The organism is Oscillibacter sp., from assembly GCF_040505565.1.
GTDB lineage: Bacteria > Bacillota > Clostridia > Oscillospirales > Oscillospiraceae > Oscillibacter.
In genome coordinates, this window is record NZ_JBEUWZ010000018.1 from 72,155 (window position 1) to 86,380 (window position 14,226).

The following is a 14,226-nucleotide window of genomic DNA, read 5'->3' on the forward strand; positions in this document are numbered from 1 at the left end:
CTGTAAAATAGTAAAATGCAGCTGTAATCAGACAGCGTACCGCGTATTGCTGGAAAGGAGTTTGCAATGGTTAAAATCGGAAAAAAGGAAAAGAACGGAGACCTCTACAAGGCAATTTTGCTGTTGAAGGACGAGGAGGAGTGCTATAATTTTTTTCAGGACCTGTGCACGGTCTCGGAGCTGCGGTCCATGGAACAGCGCTTCGAGGTAGCGACGTTGTTACACAAGGAAATGATCTATAACGACATTCTCCAGCGCACGGGCGCGTCCAGCGCCACCATCAGCCGGGTGAACCGTTCCCTGAGCTATGGCGTGGGCGGCTATGACAAGGTCTTTGAACGCATGGAGGAGAAATGAGCAGCTACCAGTCTCTGGCGGGACCCTATGACCGACTGACTGCCGACGTGGGCTATCGGAAGAGGGCGGCGTTTGTGCACCGTCTGCTTCAAAAGGAACGGCAGAGCGTGAAAACGGTGCTGGATCTGGGCTGCGGCACCGGCACCATCACCTGCCTTCTGGCGGCCCTGGGCTACCGACTGACTGGCGTGGACCTGTCGGAGGAAATGCTGACGGAGGCCGCGCGGAAGGCGGAGACTCTGCCGGAAGCGCAGCGGCCGTTGCTGCTGCATCAGTCCATGGCCCGCCTTCGGCTTATAGAGCCGGTGGATGCCGCCGTGTCCACCCTGGATGCGTTGAACTACCTGACGGGGGAGAAAGCCCTGCAAGAGACGTTTAATCGCGTTTACAGGTGGCTGCGCCCCGGCGGGCCGTTTTTGTTCGATGTAAACACCCCCTATAAGCTGCGGCGGATGGACGGGGAGATGTATATCGACGAGACGGACGCGGCATACTGCGTCTGGCGGACAAGCTTTTCAGAAAGAAGCAGGGTCTGCACCTATGGGGTTGACCTCTTTTGCCTGCGCCCGGACGGGACCTGGAACCGCACCTGGGAGGAGCATCGGGAACGGGCGTGGGAGGAAGCGGAGCTGCGGGCCATGCTGGAAAAGGCGGGCTTTGGAGAGATTCGGGTTACCGGCGACCTGCGCCGTACCGCGCCCCGGCCTGACGAGGATCGGGTGATCTTCTGCTGCCGGAAACCAAACAACGATGAACACAAGAGGAGCAACGCATGAGCGACAAGATCGTAAGAGCAATTTCCGCCGACGGCTTCGTGAAGGCTGCGGCGGTCTCTACCCGGGATTTGACGGAGCGGGCCAGAAATATTCATCATACCCTGCCGGTGGCAACGGCAGCGCTGGGCCGCGCTCTGGCGGCAGCGTCCATGATGGGCAACGCCCTGAAGGAGGACGGAGCCAGTGTGTCACTGCAATTTCGCGGCGGAGGTCCGCTGGGAACGGTGCTGGCCGTGTCTGACAACGAAGGCAACGTCAGGGGGACCGTGGACCATCCGGAGACCGATCTGCCTCTCCGGGCGGACGGAAAGCTGGACGTGGGCGGGGCCGTGGGACACGAGGGAACCCTGACTGTGATCCGGGACCTGAATATGAAGGAGCCGTATGTGGGCAGCGTAGGGCTGATGGGCGGCGAAATTGCCGAGGATCTGGCGGCTTATTTCGTGGAGTCCGAGCAAATTCCAACCGCCTGCGGTCTGGGGGTTCTGGTGGATCGGGACCAGAGCGTGAGGACTGCGGGCGGCTATCTGATTCAAATGCTGCCCGGGGCGGGAGAGGATGCAATCTCCAGAGTGGAGGGCAGCCTGCTGGCCGCCGGAGCCGTTACGGGCCTTTTGGAGAAGTACCCCGACCCGGCGGAGCTGCTGCGTGCGGCGCTGTCGGATTTTAAGCTGGAGATTCTGGAGGAAAGTCCACTGGAATACCGCTGTACCTGTTCCAAAGAGCGGATGGAGCGGGCACTGATCGCTATGGGCGCGGCGGAGCTGCGCAGCTTGATCGACGAGCAGGGTGGCGCGGAACTGACCTGCCGCTTTTGTGACCGGGTGCAGACCTTTACAAGGGCGGAACTGGAGGCGATACTTCTCGCTGCAAAACCCTGAGTACGCGGGAATTTTAACGATTTAATAAAAAAAATAAAAAATTTTTTGGATTTCAGTTGACAGATCGGGGTCCTTTTTGTATAATAACTTTTGCCGTCTGACGAGTGCGGATGACATTGGGGAGCATAGCTCAGCTGGTTAGAGCACCTGCCTTACAAGCAGGGGGTCACTGGTTCGAGTCCAGTTGTTCCCACCAATTTCAAATCGATTATTTGAAATTGGTGTTGAAAGCGAGCCTGTTACCCGTAAGAAAGTAAGTCTGCAAAAGTTATTTGGCCCGGTAGTTCAGTTGGTTAGAACGCTAGCCTGTCACGCTAGAGGTCGACGGTTCGAGCCCGTTCCGGGTCGCCATTTTCCTGCGGGAAGCCGCGCTTCCCGCATATGCCTTCGTAGCTCAGTTGGTAGAGCAGAGGACTGAAAATCCTCGTGTCACTGGTTCGATTCCGGTCGAAGGCACCACCTGCGGGCATAGCTCATCTGGTAGAGCGCCACCTTGCCAAGGTGGAGGTAGCGAGTTCGAGCCTCGTTGCCCGCTCCAAAAATGAATGCCCACACCCTTGTGTGGGCATTTTGTTTCACCTGAAAGATTATCGGATTTTACTGGACTTTTTGCTGCATACCGCATATAATAAAAGACACAATGGTGACATAGCCAAGTGGTAAGGCAAGGGTCTGCAAAACCCTCACCCCCGGTTCAAATCCGGGTGTCACCTCCAAAATGGATCTGAGGCAGGGGCACAAAAAGTGTGTCCCTGCCCGGATTCAAAACAGTTTGGATTTGCAGGTTATGTTTTGATTGGCTATATTTTGTAGACAATAGCCGGTGCTACGGCTATTATCGAATAAGGCACTTTGGATTTTATCAAGGTGCACCGTTGTTTGAGGTAAAAGGTTCTTCTCGAAAGGGAAGGGCCTTTTGCTTTACCTCAAAACGCGACAACGCCTTGTTTTATAAAAGATAAAGTATGGTCGCCGGCCTGCCGCCGGACGCACGATCAGATCATCCCCCGGCTCTTTTAAGCCGGGGGCTTTTGTTATATACGGACTAATAAATACAGGAGGAGTAAAAATGTTTGATAAAAAGTGCAATCGAGTGATGAATGATATTTTGGACAGCAATGGCTTTGCGCCCAAGGAAAGGCTTGAAGCACTTTTTGACCTGATGACTGAAAATGCGCATTCCCTTTTCCACCGTAAATGGGCAGAAACAATCTTGCTTGAGACCATTGAACGTCAACTTACAGAGAATCACCTTTCACTTAGAGATTTTATTTAGAGAATAACACTCACATATAGAGATTTACACAAAGGCTTGCCGTATTAATTTAAGTTTGGAGGGAATGAAACAAATGAGAGTATTGAGCATAGCAAACCAAAAGGGCGGCGTTGGCAAAACCACGACAGCGGTCAACCTGGGCGCGGCATTGGCTGCTATGGGACAGCGCGTCTGCCTCATTGACCTGGACTCCCAGCGTAACCTTAGTCACACCGTGGAGGTGGATGGTCACGGGAACCGATCTATTGCCGACCTGATCTACAACCACGTTTCTGGTATTGACTATGACCCGGAGCAGTGGCTGCTGCATAACGAGCGTGAACATCTGGATTATGTGCAGGCGTCTACCATGTTGGCAACAGCCCCATCTATTTTAGCAACTAGTGACAACTCCAGTCTGGTACTTTCGGAAATTTTGCACTCGCCGGTGTTTGCCGGATACGACTATATCCTGATTGACTGCCGCCCTGCGCTAGATTTGCTAGCGGTGAATGCGTTGGCTGCCAGCGATGCCGTGGTAATCCCGGTAGAACCAGAATCCTACGCGGTAGACGGTTTGGCAGATCTGTTTGCATCAATCGAACGCACCCGAAAAACAGTTAACCCGCAGCTGCGAGTAAATGGTATTTTGGTCACCCGCGCCGACTCCCGCCGGAAGTTGACTCACCAGATGATTACGGATTTGCGGGAGGTTTTTGGTACACAAGTATACAACACAGTCATTCCTTATCTTGCCGATGCCGCCAAAGCGGCCAGCGAACAGCACAGCGCTGTAACCATCAATGGCAGCCGCCTTGGAAATGCTTATTTGGAGTTGGCAAAGGAGGTTGTAGCAAGATGAATGAAACTCTGAGGAGGATGAAAGAAAGCGGTGCAGCCGATGGCACTGGATCAGCAATTACAGAGGATGTGAACGATCCCAATGGGTACTTCTCCAGTATGTTTACCACCGGCCCATCGCCTATGGGCGCGCATGGTGCGAAGGAGATTCCCCTCGACCTGATTGACCCGTGGCGGGACGCGGAGCATGACGCCCAGCCTTTCAAGCCGTATTCAGCGGACAAGCTGGCGGAACTGGCAGAGAACATTCGTCAAAACGGCGTGATCTCCCCTATCCGGCTGCGCCTCTCCCCTTTTGAAAAAGGCCGCTATCAGATTCTGGCCGGCCATAACCGCGTGGCAGCATCAAAGCTGGCCGGCCAGAAAACGATCCCCGCTATCCTTATGCAGGCTACCGACGATGAAGCTAAGCTGATTCTGATTGACTCCAATTTGTACCAGAGAGACCACCTGCTTCCCAGTGAAAAAGCGTGGGCGTATAAGATGCGACTCGATACGTTAAAAAGAAAAGCGGGTCGTCCTGCAAAAGAAAATTCGTGCAGCGTTTGCACGAATTTTAGAGCGGATGAGGCAGTTGCCGAAAACACACAAGTCAGCGCTCGCACAATTCAGAATTTCATCCGCCTTACCTTCCTCATCTCTCCCCTGCTGGATATGGTGGACGCGGAAGCAATCCCCTTTACCGCCGGCGTCAGTATTTCTTTTCTCTCTTCTGAAGCCCAGCAGCTGCTTCTAACGGTCATGCGCGACAATGATGTTAAATCCATTACCCGCAGTCAAGGCGAGGAGCTGAAGGCGTTTAAATCGCAGATGGATGATGAAACAATTCTCCGTATTTTTGGAAAGAGCCTCAAGGCCCATACTGTGAAACCACAGATTATCAAGCTTCAGGTAGATTATTCCCCCGCTATTACAAGGCGTCTAGCCAAAGATGAGACACTGCAAGCGCGTATCCGGGCTGTGATTGACGCCTACATAAAGGAGACGGCAAAATGAGCGATGCATTAGATGAGCTATTTAGCGGAACGCTGCAAACGCCGAAAGATACACGTCTCCAGCCTTCTACAGCAGCAATTGAACCGGTTGCCGGGAATGTGTTGCGAGAGCTTCCCATTGATTTGCTTGAAGACTTCCCCGCAGATAAACATCCCTTCCGTCCTTACACGCAAGAAAAACTGGAAGCACTGCGCCGGGATATTTCAGAGCGCGGTATCATCCAGCCTCTAATCGTGCGTCCTCTGAATGAACATCGGTATCAGATCATCTCCGGTCACAACCGCCGAACTGCGGCAAAGGCAGCCGGCTATACCGTGCTGCCCTGTATTGTTCGTCATCTGGACGATGATGAAGCCGTGCTGCAAATGATCTCAACGAACCTCCAGCAGCGTCTGGACTTGAGGTTTTCTGAAAAAGCGTTTGCTTATAAAATGCAGATGGAAGCACTGAAAAGGCAAGCTGGAAGACCATCAAAAGAAAATGTGTCCCAAGTTGGGACACAAAAACGCTCTGATGAAATCATGGCAGAACAGTCTGGCGAAAGCCGGAATCAGATCCAGCGCTATATCCGTCTTACTTACCTCATTCCCACTCTTCTGGACAAAGTGGATGAGCGGGAAATCGGATTTACTATTGGCGAAACACTCAGTTATCTGAACACGGAAAGCCAGCAGAATGTAGAAATCTTTTTCTTTTCGCAGCAGCACATGGGCATTGATCAGCGCACGGCAGACAAGCTGCGTGAGCTGGAGCAGTCCGGTGAGCTGACTGAAGATCGGTTGCGAGAGGATTTTCTTTCTTCTCCTGTGAAGCCACTGCGTAAAATTCGCATTGAGTACAAAAGTGTAAATCAGTACTTCACCGCAGACACGACAGAAAAAGAAATTCAAGAGACTATTCAAAAGGCTCTGAAGTTGTATTTCTCAGAAAAGGCACAAGAGCAGCCTTAAGTGATATTGAGGAGGAACTTAACATTGGCAAGCAAATTTCAATTCATCACAGAATTGTACGACCAGACACTCCGAAAGGTCACTTCCGGTTACCTAGAGTGGACGGGTTTTCTTCGTGCGGCAAGCTGCAATTATAAATGCTCCTTTCAAGAGCAACTTCTAATCTACGCACAACATCCGGATGCCACTGCCGTCCTGGAACTAGACAAATGGAATCGTCAATTTGGCCGCTGGATCAATAAAGGCGCTGCCGGCATTGCCGTGTTTGACGATGCCCACGGAAAAGGACGGCTCAAATACTATTTTGATGTATCAGACACCCATGAAACGCAGCGCTCCCGCCCATTGCCCATCTGGAAGATGGACAGAGCATTTGAAAGTGGTGTAATAGGAACGCTGGAAAATACTTTCGGCTCATTAAAAGAAAAGGAAACCCTTGCAGAGGCCATTCTTTCTGCCAGCCGCAACACCGTGGCTGACAAGCTGCCGGATTACCTCCCAGATCTGCTAGACTGCCGCACAGGCAGCCTGCTGGAGGAGCTGGATGACCTGAGTGTCGAGGTCGCCTATCGCAGCGCATTAGAAGTCAGCATTGCCTACATGATGATGTCCCGGCTGGATATTCGAGCTGATGATTATATATTGCAAGAAGATTTCAGCCGAGTTTATGAATTCAACACTCCAGATGTAGTGAATGCTCTTCTCGTTGCAACCAGCGATACTGCAGAAATTGGGCTGCGTGAAATTGCCCGGACAATTACAAAGCTGAGCAAAGAAGCGGGGATTGAAAACAATTATAAAGACGCTTACAATAGAGAAGAAAAAACAACTGCACTGAATTTTGAAAGGAGTACGGAATATGGAGATCACCTATCACGAGCAGGATGGAGTCAGGATTCCGGATCTGCTGATGCCCCAGCAGCCGGACGTACATCTGGGCAAGTACGCGGAGCTGCGGCGGCAGTACCTGATGAAGCACCGGCGGGTGCTGTACGCGAACCTGTTGACGAGCTGCGAGCTGACGGAGCATCTGGCGTGGGTCGAGAAGCAGGCACTGGAGATGGTGGATCAGCTGACGCAGCAGATGGCCAAGGCCGAGGGCGTGACGGAGGAACTGAAAGCGAAAGACCAGATGCGCTGGGTGGGCCTGATGAACAACTTCAAGCACTCGGCGGAGGAGCAGGTACTCAGCGACCTGATCTATGCGTAAATATTGATTCTGAGGAAGCCGGAGGTGATGAACTTCCGGCTTTTTTAGATTCCCACCTCATGGAAGCCATTGCGCTGGACGAGGGCGGAAGATCGGTCAAGCGTCAGGAAATCTTCAACTATTTTCAGAGCCATAAGGACAGCGCAGAGCGTATCCAGTATCTCGAAAACGCCTACACCGACACTCCCGTTGAAATTGTCAAGGACGGTGTGCGGATCGGCTATCATAAGCAGAATGACGGACTCTTGATGTGGGAGGGCAGCTACCATGCCCGCACATCGGAGTCCGTTTTTTCATAGTGATGGAACAGGAATCCTGAAGCTCTACTACGACCGGGAACGCTTCACCGTGACGTATGCCTACACGGGACGATCTGCCGGCGATACCGTGCCGGAAGATGCGCCAGAGCTGCCGGTGACCGCAAGCTATCGCTATGGGCAGACAGTGACACTTCCGGCACAGCCGCAGAGCAAGGGTACACTGCGCTTTTTGGGCTGGGCGCTGGATGGAACGCTGACTAACGCACTCGATTTTGCACTGGAGAAGGATGTGGCGATTACCGGTTACTGGTATACGCCTACGTACAGTGACGGAGGAGGTGATAACGATAAGGCGGCATACTCCGCCGTTCTCATCCCCGACAGCACAGCGACAGACATTGTGCTTCAAAGTGACTCGAGCAACCGCGTGACGTTCCTTGTCCCGCCGGAAAAGGAAGGCTGTACCTTTGCGGGCTGGGCCACCGAATCCGGAGGTGATGCCGCTTACCACGCCGGAGACACAATCACGCTGACGCGCAACTGTGTCTTCTATGCAGTGTATTACCGGCAGATTGCGCCATACATCATTGGATTTACGGATAATACCTTCCGCCCCGGCTCCAATCTAACCCTGAAACAAGGAGCTTTGATGCTGAAGCGGCTGGGAGTTTCCACGCAGATTACCAGTTCAAATCTCTATTTCACGCGTCGTGTTTTTCTCTCTCTGATATGTTCGGCAACCGGCGCTGATACTCGGAGCCAAGATCCCATGGCTCTAGCCGTCGAAAAGGGGTGGATAATAGGCTTTACGGACGGCACACTGCGTTCAGACGACTATATCACTCGTGCGCAAGCCGCTACCATTTTGGATCGGGTCTTCCGACAAGGAGATACACTAGTTAAAGACGGAAGATCCTTTGCAGATATACCGCAAACACACTGGGCAAGTGATGCTATTTCGCGGGCTTCCGCAACAAGCACCATTCGAGTTTAATACACCCAAAAAGGGGAACCGGAATATCCGGCTCCCTTTTTTTCTGTAAAAAAACGCGTGCAGCCTGTGCAAGAGGCTGCACGCAAAGAGAAGGAAGGAAGAAAAGAACATGAACACAAAACATTCACTTTTCCGGAATCCAAGCTGCCTCCTGTACAATAAGGCGCTCTCTTACAGCGCCCGCTGGGTGGGGGCCGCCCTGTACAGCCGCCGCAACCGCCTTGGCCAATGCACCATCAGCCTCGACGCTCTGGCCGCACTGGCCAACTGCTCCATTCCAACAGCCCGCAAAGCAACAGAAGAGCTGAAGCGCGCCGGCTGCATTGATTTCTGCCGCAGTTACCAGTACCAGGAGAAGATCGGACGCGTGGGCTATGGAAAAACCACCTACGCATGCCTGCTGCCGGTGATGGAGAACTATACCCTGATCCCGCGTGAGATATTTAAGTGGAAGCTGTCCCACGGCGCGTTCTGCGTATGTCTGTGCCTGTTCCAGCAGGCGGGCAACAACAAGAAGGCGTTTCCCTCCATCCGCAGTATCGCAAAGCTACTTGAGATGGGCTGCTCCACCGTGTGCAGAGCGCTGGGGGCGATCCGTAAGCTGCATGGCGTCATTGTCCTGCGCTGCAAAAACCGCAATCGCACGTTCAACCGTAACTCCTATTATCTCAGAGTAGAATACAAGGGGGCAGTTCAGACATCTGTAGCGGATTCCGTGCCGCACAAGGGGGATTCCTGTTCTTTCTTCTTTTCTAATTCTACTTCCGTACATAGCCAAGTGCAATCTATTTTGGATCATGGGTGTGTTCCCATTTTTTACAGACAACTTAGGGACTTAGATAACGTAGGTTCTTACAAGAGAAGAAAAAACTATAGGGCTCGTAAATTAGCTAAAAGTAATAACCCCGTTTTAATTTTCAAGAGAGAAAGTCGGAGTGGTAAGAAGGGGGACCCGCCACAGCGGGGGGAGAGAGGCGAGGTGACTTTCTCCGTGAGCCGGCCCAGCAGGCCGGCGCTCTTTGGCTCGCCTCTCTCCCTCCCCATTTGCAAACACGAGCGTATGAATATCCATAGTATTCACTTTAAGCTCTTTCCTCAACAAACCATCGTCCTTTCTCAAACCAGAGGTAGCGCTCCTGTCCCTGAATCCGGCAGGTGTAGCGATCCCCTACCCCACCGACACTCTCACAAGCTGCCCGCCGAACGTCCAGAACACGATCTACCGGGTACTTGTGGCTTTCGTCAAACTCAATCATCAGGGGACTGAGCTTGCCTTCGGCCTCAAACCGAACGATCACCGGGACATACTTTTTCCTTCGTTCCATCTCGCATCACCCCGCAAAAAAGCCGACGGGATGCGCCGTATGGTCATCCTTGGGGTTGATTCTCCCCAGCAGCGGATCTGTGTAGATCAGCGCCCGCTGTAGGCTCATATAGCCATAGCGGTTCCGCACTTCATCCACCGTCGCGTCGATTCGCTCCCACTTCTGCCGCCGCTGGTCATCCTGATAAAGCGATAGCTGTACGCATTCATACGCCTCCACAAGTCCGCTTCCTCGGACGCCGATGCTGCGGACAGACTTCTCCCAGTGATAGTTTGCAAGGAAAAGCGAATAGGCCGTATCGGCTATCTCCGTGCTGGAGCAGCTGGGCGTTGCCAGCTTTCGCTGCCGGATAAAAGCTCGCAGCTCCGTGTCCCGCACATAAACCTCTACCACCGTACAGCGGGATGCCAGCTCCCGCATCCTGGCGCAGACGCTTTCTGCCAGCAGGAGCAGCATGAGACGCACGTCCTCGTTGTTGACCAGATCCCGTGGCGTGGTTGCACTGTTCCCTACTGACTTCACGGTTGGAATATGCTCCGTATTCTGCACCGGTGAAACATCCTGCCCATTGGCAAAGGTGTGTAGTACCACGCCCATTTTTCCCAGCCTGTGCAGCAGGAACTCCACCGGTGCTTCGGCCAGTTCACCGATGGTTTTAATACCGCCTCGGCGCAGTTTCTCCTTGGTCGCAGGCCCGACGTAAAGAAGATCCTCCACAGGCAGTGGGTAAACAATTTCCTTATAATTGTCCTTTTCAATTCGCGTAATGGCGTCCGGCTTTTTATAGTCACTGCCCAGTTTGGCCGTGATCTTGTTGTCCGCTACGCCGATGCTGGCGGTGATCCCCAACTCAAACTTAATGCGGCGACTGATCTCCTGGGCAATCTCCATGGCATTTCCATAAAGGCTGGCGCTGCCGGTCACATCCAGCCAGGCTTCATCCAAGCCAAACGGCTCGATCTGGTCCGTGTAATCCGCATAAATCTCCCGTGCCATCCGACTGAAGCGGATATACTCCGCCATATCCGGCGGCAGCACCACCAGCTCCGGGCACTTTTGGCGGGCCTGCCAAATGGCCATGCCAGTCTTCACGCCGCGCGGCTTTGCCAGATAGTTCGCCGTCAGCACGATTCCGTGTCGATCCTCTTGACTGCCGCAGACAGCCAGCGGTCGGTTTCGCAGTTCCGGGTTCCGTTGCATTTCCACAGACGCATAAAAGCAATTTTGATCCACATGCAGAATGCTGCGCGCCACGTTATCACCCCCTGCTATATTATATAGAACAATAGTTCTATTATGCAAGAGGGAGTTATTGCTAACTGAGTAGACGTATCGGCAAATGTGCTATACTATATCCGGTATAGGAAACTCATTTGAACCGGAAAGCAGGTGCCTAAAGTGTGTGGACGCTATCAGTTTACAGCAGAGGACAGCAAAGAAATTCAGCGAATTGTACAGGAAGTGCAGGATCGTTGCGGACATGACCAGTTTAAGCCTGGAGACGTATATCCCTCCAATAAGGCGCCTGTCCTGCGAGAGTCACATGGCAACGTCACACCTGACCTGCTGTATTGGGGCTTTCAGACGCCCCAAGCACTGGTGATCAACGCCAGGTCGGAAACGGCAGATCAAAAGTCCTTATTCCGGGACAGTTTAGAGCAGCACCGGTGTGTGATTCCCTCCACAGGCTTCTACGAGTGGAGCAGGGACAAGCGGAAATATCTCTTTCGCCTTCCGGAGCAGCAGGTTCTCTATATGGCCGGAATCTATCAGGAGCGGGACGGGAAGAACTGCTACTGCATTCTCACCACGGAAGCAAACGATTCAGTGCGGGATGTCCACCCGCGTATGCCCGTCGTCCTGACGTCAGAACTGATCAATAGCTGGATTATGGAGCCGACAGCCTGCCGGGAACTGCTCAAAAAGATACCGCCGCAGCTGCTGGCCACGGCGGAAGACAATCAGACGTCGCTCTGGTAATTGTGCGTCCTTGGGCAGGTTAAGTCCCGAGGGCGCTTTTTTTGTTGAAATTGACGTTATTATGGTGTATCCTAATTTTGGTAAATCAAGTGCTGCGCTGCGTTTCCATTAATAGCAATAATCGGCAGTTCGGGTAACCGCGTGTTATTAGGAAATACGAGAATATAGTTTCAGCGAAAGGATGGTCATGATCGAAAAAAAGTTAAAGAAGCCTATGTATTCAATTATAATGATAGGTTTGTCCTTTTTAATGGCCATACTGGTGCTTAGCAGTCGTTTCAATAGTTACAGCATCTGGAAACGGGCCGAATGCCTATGCTGAGGACTATGGAGTATTTTCTAATACGCTTACCTCATTCGATTTGCCATATGATGCGACAATATATGTGATTTCCGCAACACCAAGTCGTACAAATGATTGGAATCATGGAAAACAATTGCTGACCGTAACAAGCGATTCTGAGAACTACGTCCTCTTCTATGCAGAAAGTTGGTAAATAATTAAAATTAACAAATCCCATGCATTGGCATGGGCAAAATTACCTTACAATGGTAAAATCAAAACCTTGCAGAATGTGAACACCCCAAATTTGCAGCTTAAGCGGCCAGACCTCTGGCTGCCTGACGAAATATGGCCGGTGGCAGACTGCCTGGATTACTGGTATAGATTCGCTGCCGGTTATAGTAGGTCATAATATATTGGAACACGATGCTCTTAACCTGTGCCATGAGCATCTTCTCCGTTAGGATTCGATAGAGCTTTTTCTTCTTCAGCGTCGCAAGGCAATGCCTTGCTCTGGAGGTGGAAGAATGGCGGCTGGAGTAAAACAAACTCAGGCCTCGCTCATCTCTTGGCAACTTGACCCCGGAAGAATACGCCCTTAAAATCTCAGGCGATTATTAACATTCCAAACGTTCGGATACTGGGGGCAGGTCAAAGAAATTTTACATAAATCAGTATAGTAAAAGCGGAGGCGGTGGTTCAAACTAAACCACCGCCTTAAAATATTTCAGCACCGCTTTGTAGTTGGAGTTAAATCTTCACAGTCAAAAGTTACGTGGCCTTGCCAATCGAAAAAGCACTATCAATTAGAATTCCGTAATATCCATACAAAATTCTCTACGCAAAGAAGCGCACATTCCCTTATGTACCCAATGGGTTAAGGGGTGGTCAACTACGCAAAAACCATGCCCCACACGAGGTGCCACCTGAAGTTCACAGGGAATACCAGAGTGGAGCAAGCGGGTCGCATACTCCAGACCGTCATCCCGTAGTGTGTCATATTCTCCCACGATAATGTAATGGGGGGGCAGATCCTCAAGATCACGACAATAAGCGGGGAACGCATAATACGAAGGTTGACTCCCGTCATATCCGCCCAGATAAATAGCCTCGGCAGAATTATATTTCTTTTCCCGACTTAGTGCGAATTGGGAAAACTGGTGCTTGGAATACGAGTTTTTTAAACTCAGAATCGGACAGTTCAGTATTACCAAAGATAGCTTTGGCCCATTATGATCACGAGCATATAAGGCAAGACCCGCACACAAACAGCCTCCGGCACTGGTACCGTGAAGAGCAATGCGCTCCGGATCACCTCCAAACTCCTCCGCATGCGTATGAATCCACTCCAGCGCAGTATAGCAGTCCATCAGTGGCTGCGGAAATCGAACACCACCCTGTACAGATAGCCGGTAATCAACTCCCACTACAATGGCGGGAGTTCCGGCCGCTATTGTAATACAGCGGTAGTTATCAATGTCCAGATTTCCTCCTACAAATCCGCCACCGTGAATTTCCATAACGATAGGTGCATTTTTGGGGAGTTTTCCCGGCGTATAGATCCGCAGCGTCATGGGCTGTTTATCGCCTCCTGGAATTTTAATGTCTACGATCTTCATGTCATCCGGTTTCGTATATCCACTGATATACTGGCGTTGCGCTGCAGTAGCCGCCGCTCGCTCATCTTCGGTTCCATGGGCAATAATTTGATATAAATTCAAGTGATACTCATACCCCGGATACGCAGTTGCGTTCATAGTTGACCCTCCCCAAAACTTATATTATTTTAATTGCTTTAAATTACAATCTGGCAATAACACTACCTATCTCCACTCTGCACTTCCATATTAATTTAGTCTAATAAATGTGCACATGATAGTGTACCTGGCAGGGAGGGGAAATTGGCGTACACGAAAAAACATATTGCCACCTCAAATATGGTTGGCCACCTCGAAGGCGTCCCAGATGGCGCTGTGAACATTGTGGAACTGCTTGCAATCGCCGATGGCATAGATTTCGTCGGCGTCCTGCAGCTCGTCAAATAGCTTGCGGTCAGAGTTAAAGCCAACAGCAAGGATGATTGTGTCGGCCGCCAGTT

Annotated in this window: 15 protein-coding genes and 5 tRNA genes; 17 read left to right on the forward strand and 3 right to left on the reverse strand. The window is 51.6% G+C overall.

Annotation, left to right across the window (positions count from 1 at the left end; all coding sequences use genetic code 11):
- The first annotated feature begins 66 nt into the window (after nt 1–66).
- From ABWQ15_RS10015 to ABWQ15_RS10090, 16 genes are all read left to right on the forward strand, one after another.
- Nucleotides 67–357 (forward strand): YerC/YecD family TrpR-related protein, encoded by a 291-nt coding sequence (locus ABWQ15_RS10015; RefSeq protein WP_353908635.1) that lies wholly within the window; start codon nt 67–69, stop codon nt 355–357.
- On the forward strand, nt 354–1,133 hold the full coding sequence (locus ABWQ15_RS10020) for a class I SAM-dependent DNA methyltransferase (protein WP_353908636.1): 780 nt from the start codon (nt 354–356) through the stop codon (nt 1,131–1,133). The genes ABWQ15_RS10015 and ABWQ15_RS10020 overlap by 4 nt, the downstream gene beginning before the upstream one ends.
- Nucleotides 1,130–2,014 (forward strand): Hsp33 family molecular chaperone HslO, encoded by an 885-nt coding sequence (hslO, locus tag ABWQ15_RS10025; RefSeq protein WP_353908637.1) that lies wholly within the window; start codon nt 1,130–1,132, stop codon nt 2,012–2,014. The genes ABWQ15_RS10020 and hslO overlap by 4 nt, the downstream gene beginning before the upstream one ends.
- Before the next feature lie 119 nt (nt 2,015–2,133).
- Nucleotides 2,134–2,210 (forward strand) — tRNA-Val (locus ABWQ15_RS10030).
- 78 nt (nt 2,211–2,288) lie between these two features.
- Nucleotides 2,289–2,365: transfer RNA gene (locus ABWQ15_RS10035), tRNA-Asp, on the forward strand.
- Between the two features lie 32 nt (nt 2,366–2,397).
- A tRNA-Phe gene (locus tag ABWQ15_RS10040) sits at nt 2,398–2,473 on the forward strand.
- Nucleotides 2,474–2,476: 3 nt separating this feature from the next.
- A tRNA-Gly gene (locus ABWQ15_RS10045) sits at nt 2,477–2,552 on the forward strand.
- Between the two features lie 104 nt (nt 2,553–2,656).
- Nucleotides 2,657–2,730 (forward strand) — tRNA-Cys (locus tag ABWQ15_RS10050).
- 353 nt (nt 2,731–3,083) lie between these two features.
- Nucleotides 3,084–3,290: a hypothetical protein gene (locus tag ABWQ15_RS10055; protein ID WP_353908638.1), complete on the forward strand. Its 207-nt coding sequence runs from the start codon at nt 3,084–3,086 to the stop codon at nt 3,288–3,290.
- Nucleotides 3,291–3,372: 82 nt separating this feature from the next.
- On the forward strand, nt 3,373–4,131 hold the full coding sequence (locus ABWQ15_RS10060; RefSeq protein ID WP_353908639.1) for a ParA family protein: 759 nt from the start codon (nt 3,373–3,375) through the stop codon (nt 4,129–4,131).
- On the forward strand, nt 4,128–5,126 hold the full coding sequence (locus ABWQ15_RS10065; RefSeq protein ID WP_353908640.1) for a ParB/RepB/Spo0J family partition protein: 999 nt from the start codon (nt 4,128–4,130) through the stop codon (nt 5,124–5,126). Before ABWQ15_RS10060 ends, ABWQ15_RS10065 begins: the two co-directional genes overlap by 4 nt.
- Complete coding sequence (locus ABWQ15_RS10070; RefSeq protein WP_353908641.1) at nt 5,123–6,076, forward strand: ParB/RepB/Spo0J family partition protein; 954 nt, start codon at nt 5,123–5,125, stop codon at nt 6,074–6,076. The genes ABWQ15_RS10065 and ABWQ15_RS10070 overlap by 4 nt, the downstream gene beginning before the upstream one ends.
- 859 nt (nt 6,077–6,935) lie before the next feature.
- Nucleotides 6,936–7,286, forward strand: coding sequence for a TnpV protein (locus ABWQ15_RS10075; protein WP_353908642.1), 351 nt, complete (start codon nt 6,936–6,938; stop codon nt 7,284–7,286).
- A 59-nt stretch (nt 7,287–7,345) separates the two neighbouring features.
- Nucleotides 7,346–7,585, forward strand: a complete 240-nt coding sequence (locus ABWQ15_RS10080; protein WP_353908643.1) for a hypothetical protein — start codon at nt 7,346–7,348, stop codon at nt 7,583–7,585.
- Nucleotides 7,554–8,540 (forward strand): InlB B-repeat-containing protein, encoded by a 987-nt coding sequence (locus tag ABWQ15_RS10085; protein WP_353908644.1) that lies wholly within the window; start codon nt 7,554–7,556, stop codon nt 8,538–8,540. Before ABWQ15_RS10080 ends, ABWQ15_RS10085 begins: the two co-directional genes overlap by 32 nt.
- 109 nt (nt 8,541–8,649) lie before the next feature.
- Complete coding sequence (locus ABWQ15_RS10090) at nt 8,650–9,807, forward strand: hypothetical protein (protein WP_353908645.1); 1,158 nt, start codon at nt 8,650–8,652, stop codon at nt 9,805–9,807.
- Nucleotides 9,808–9,871: 64 nt separating this feature from the next.
- Here ABWQ15_RS10090 and dinB read toward each other — a convergent pair whose 3' ends face one another.
- Nucleotides 9,872–11,119 (reverse strand): DNA polymerase IV, encoded by a 1,248-nt coding sequence (dinB, locus tag ABWQ15_RS10095; RefSeq protein WP_353908646.1) that lies wholly within the window; start codon nt 11,117–11,119, stop codon nt 9,872–9,874.
- A gap of 144 nt (nt 11,120–11,263) precedes the next feature.
- On the opposite strand from dinB, the gene ABWQ15_RS10100 reads away from it, so the two are divergent.
- Nucleotides 11,264–11,845, forward strand: coding sequence for an SOS response-associated peptidase (locus ABWQ15_RS10100; RefSeq protein WP_353908647.1), 582 nt, complete (start codon nt 11,264–11,266; stop codon nt 11,843–11,845).
- 597 nt (nt 11,846–12,442) lie between these two features.
- Here ABWQ15_RS10100 and ABWQ15_RS10105 read toward each other — a convergent pair.
- Both ABWQ15_RS10105 and ABWQ15_RS10110 read right to left on the reverse strand, forming a co-directional pair.
- A complete protein-coding gene (locus ABWQ15_RS10105; protein WP_353908648.1) occupies nt 12,443–12,676 on the reverse strand; it encodes a hypothetical protein in 234 nt (77 codons plus the stop codon).
- 258 nt (nt 12,677–12,934) lie between these two features.
- Nucleotides 12,935–13,885 carry an alpha/beta hydrolase gene (locus tag ABWQ15_RS10110; RefSeq protein ID WP_353908649.1) on the reverse strand — a complete coding sequence of 317 codons (951 nt, stop codon included), beginning with the start codon at nt 13,883–13,885 and terminating at the stop codon, nt 12,935–12,937.
- Nucleotides 13,886–14,226 lie beyond the last annotated feature (341 nt).

Bases quoted from the DNA above. Each gene is read 5' to 3' on its own strand.
- ABWQ15_RS10015 (WP_353908635.1), top strand. From the start codon at position 67: ATGGTTAAAATCGGAAAAAAGGAAAAGAACGGAGACCTCTACAAGGCA.
- ABWQ15_RS10020 (WP_353908636.1), top strand. From the start codon at position 354: ATGAGCAGCTACCAGTCTCTGGCGGGACCCTATGACCGACTGACTGCC.
- hslO (WP_353908637.1), top strand. From the start codon at position 1,130: ATGAGCGACAAGATCGTAAGAGCAATTTCCGCCGACGGCTTCGTGAAG.
- ABWQ15_RS10055 (WP_353908638.1), top strand. From the start codon at position 3,084: ATGTTTGATAAAAAGTGCAATCGAGTGATGAATGATATTTTGGACAGC.
- ABWQ15_RS10065 (WP_353908640.1), top strand. From the start codon at position 4,128: ATGAATGAAACTCTGAGGAGGATGAAAGAAAGCGGTGCAGCCGATGGC.
- ABWQ15_RS10070 (WP_353908641.1), top strand. From the start codon at position 5,123: ATGAGCGATGCATTAGATGAGCTATTTAGCGGAACGCTGCAAACGCCG.
- ABWQ15_RS10075 (WP_353908642.1), top strand. From the start codon at position 6,936: ATGGAGATCACCTATCACGAGCAGGATGGAGTCAGGATTCCGGATCTG.
- ABWQ15_RS10080 (WP_353908643.1), top strand. From the start codon at position 7,346: ATGGAAGCCATTGCGCTGGACGAGGGCGGAAGATCGGTCAAGCGTCAG.
- ABWQ15_RS10085 (WP_353908644.1), top strand. From the start codon at position 7,554: ATGCCCGCACATCGGAGTCCGTTTTTTCATAGTGATGGAACAGGAATC.
- ABWQ15_RS10090 (WP_353908645.1), top strand. From the start codon at position 8,650: ATGAACACAAAACATTCACTTTTCCGGAATCCAAGCTGCCTCCTGTAC.
- ABWQ15_RS10110 (WP_353908649.1), bottom strand. From the start codon at position 13,885: ATGAACGCAACTGCGTATCCGGGGTATGAGTATCACTTGAATTTATAT.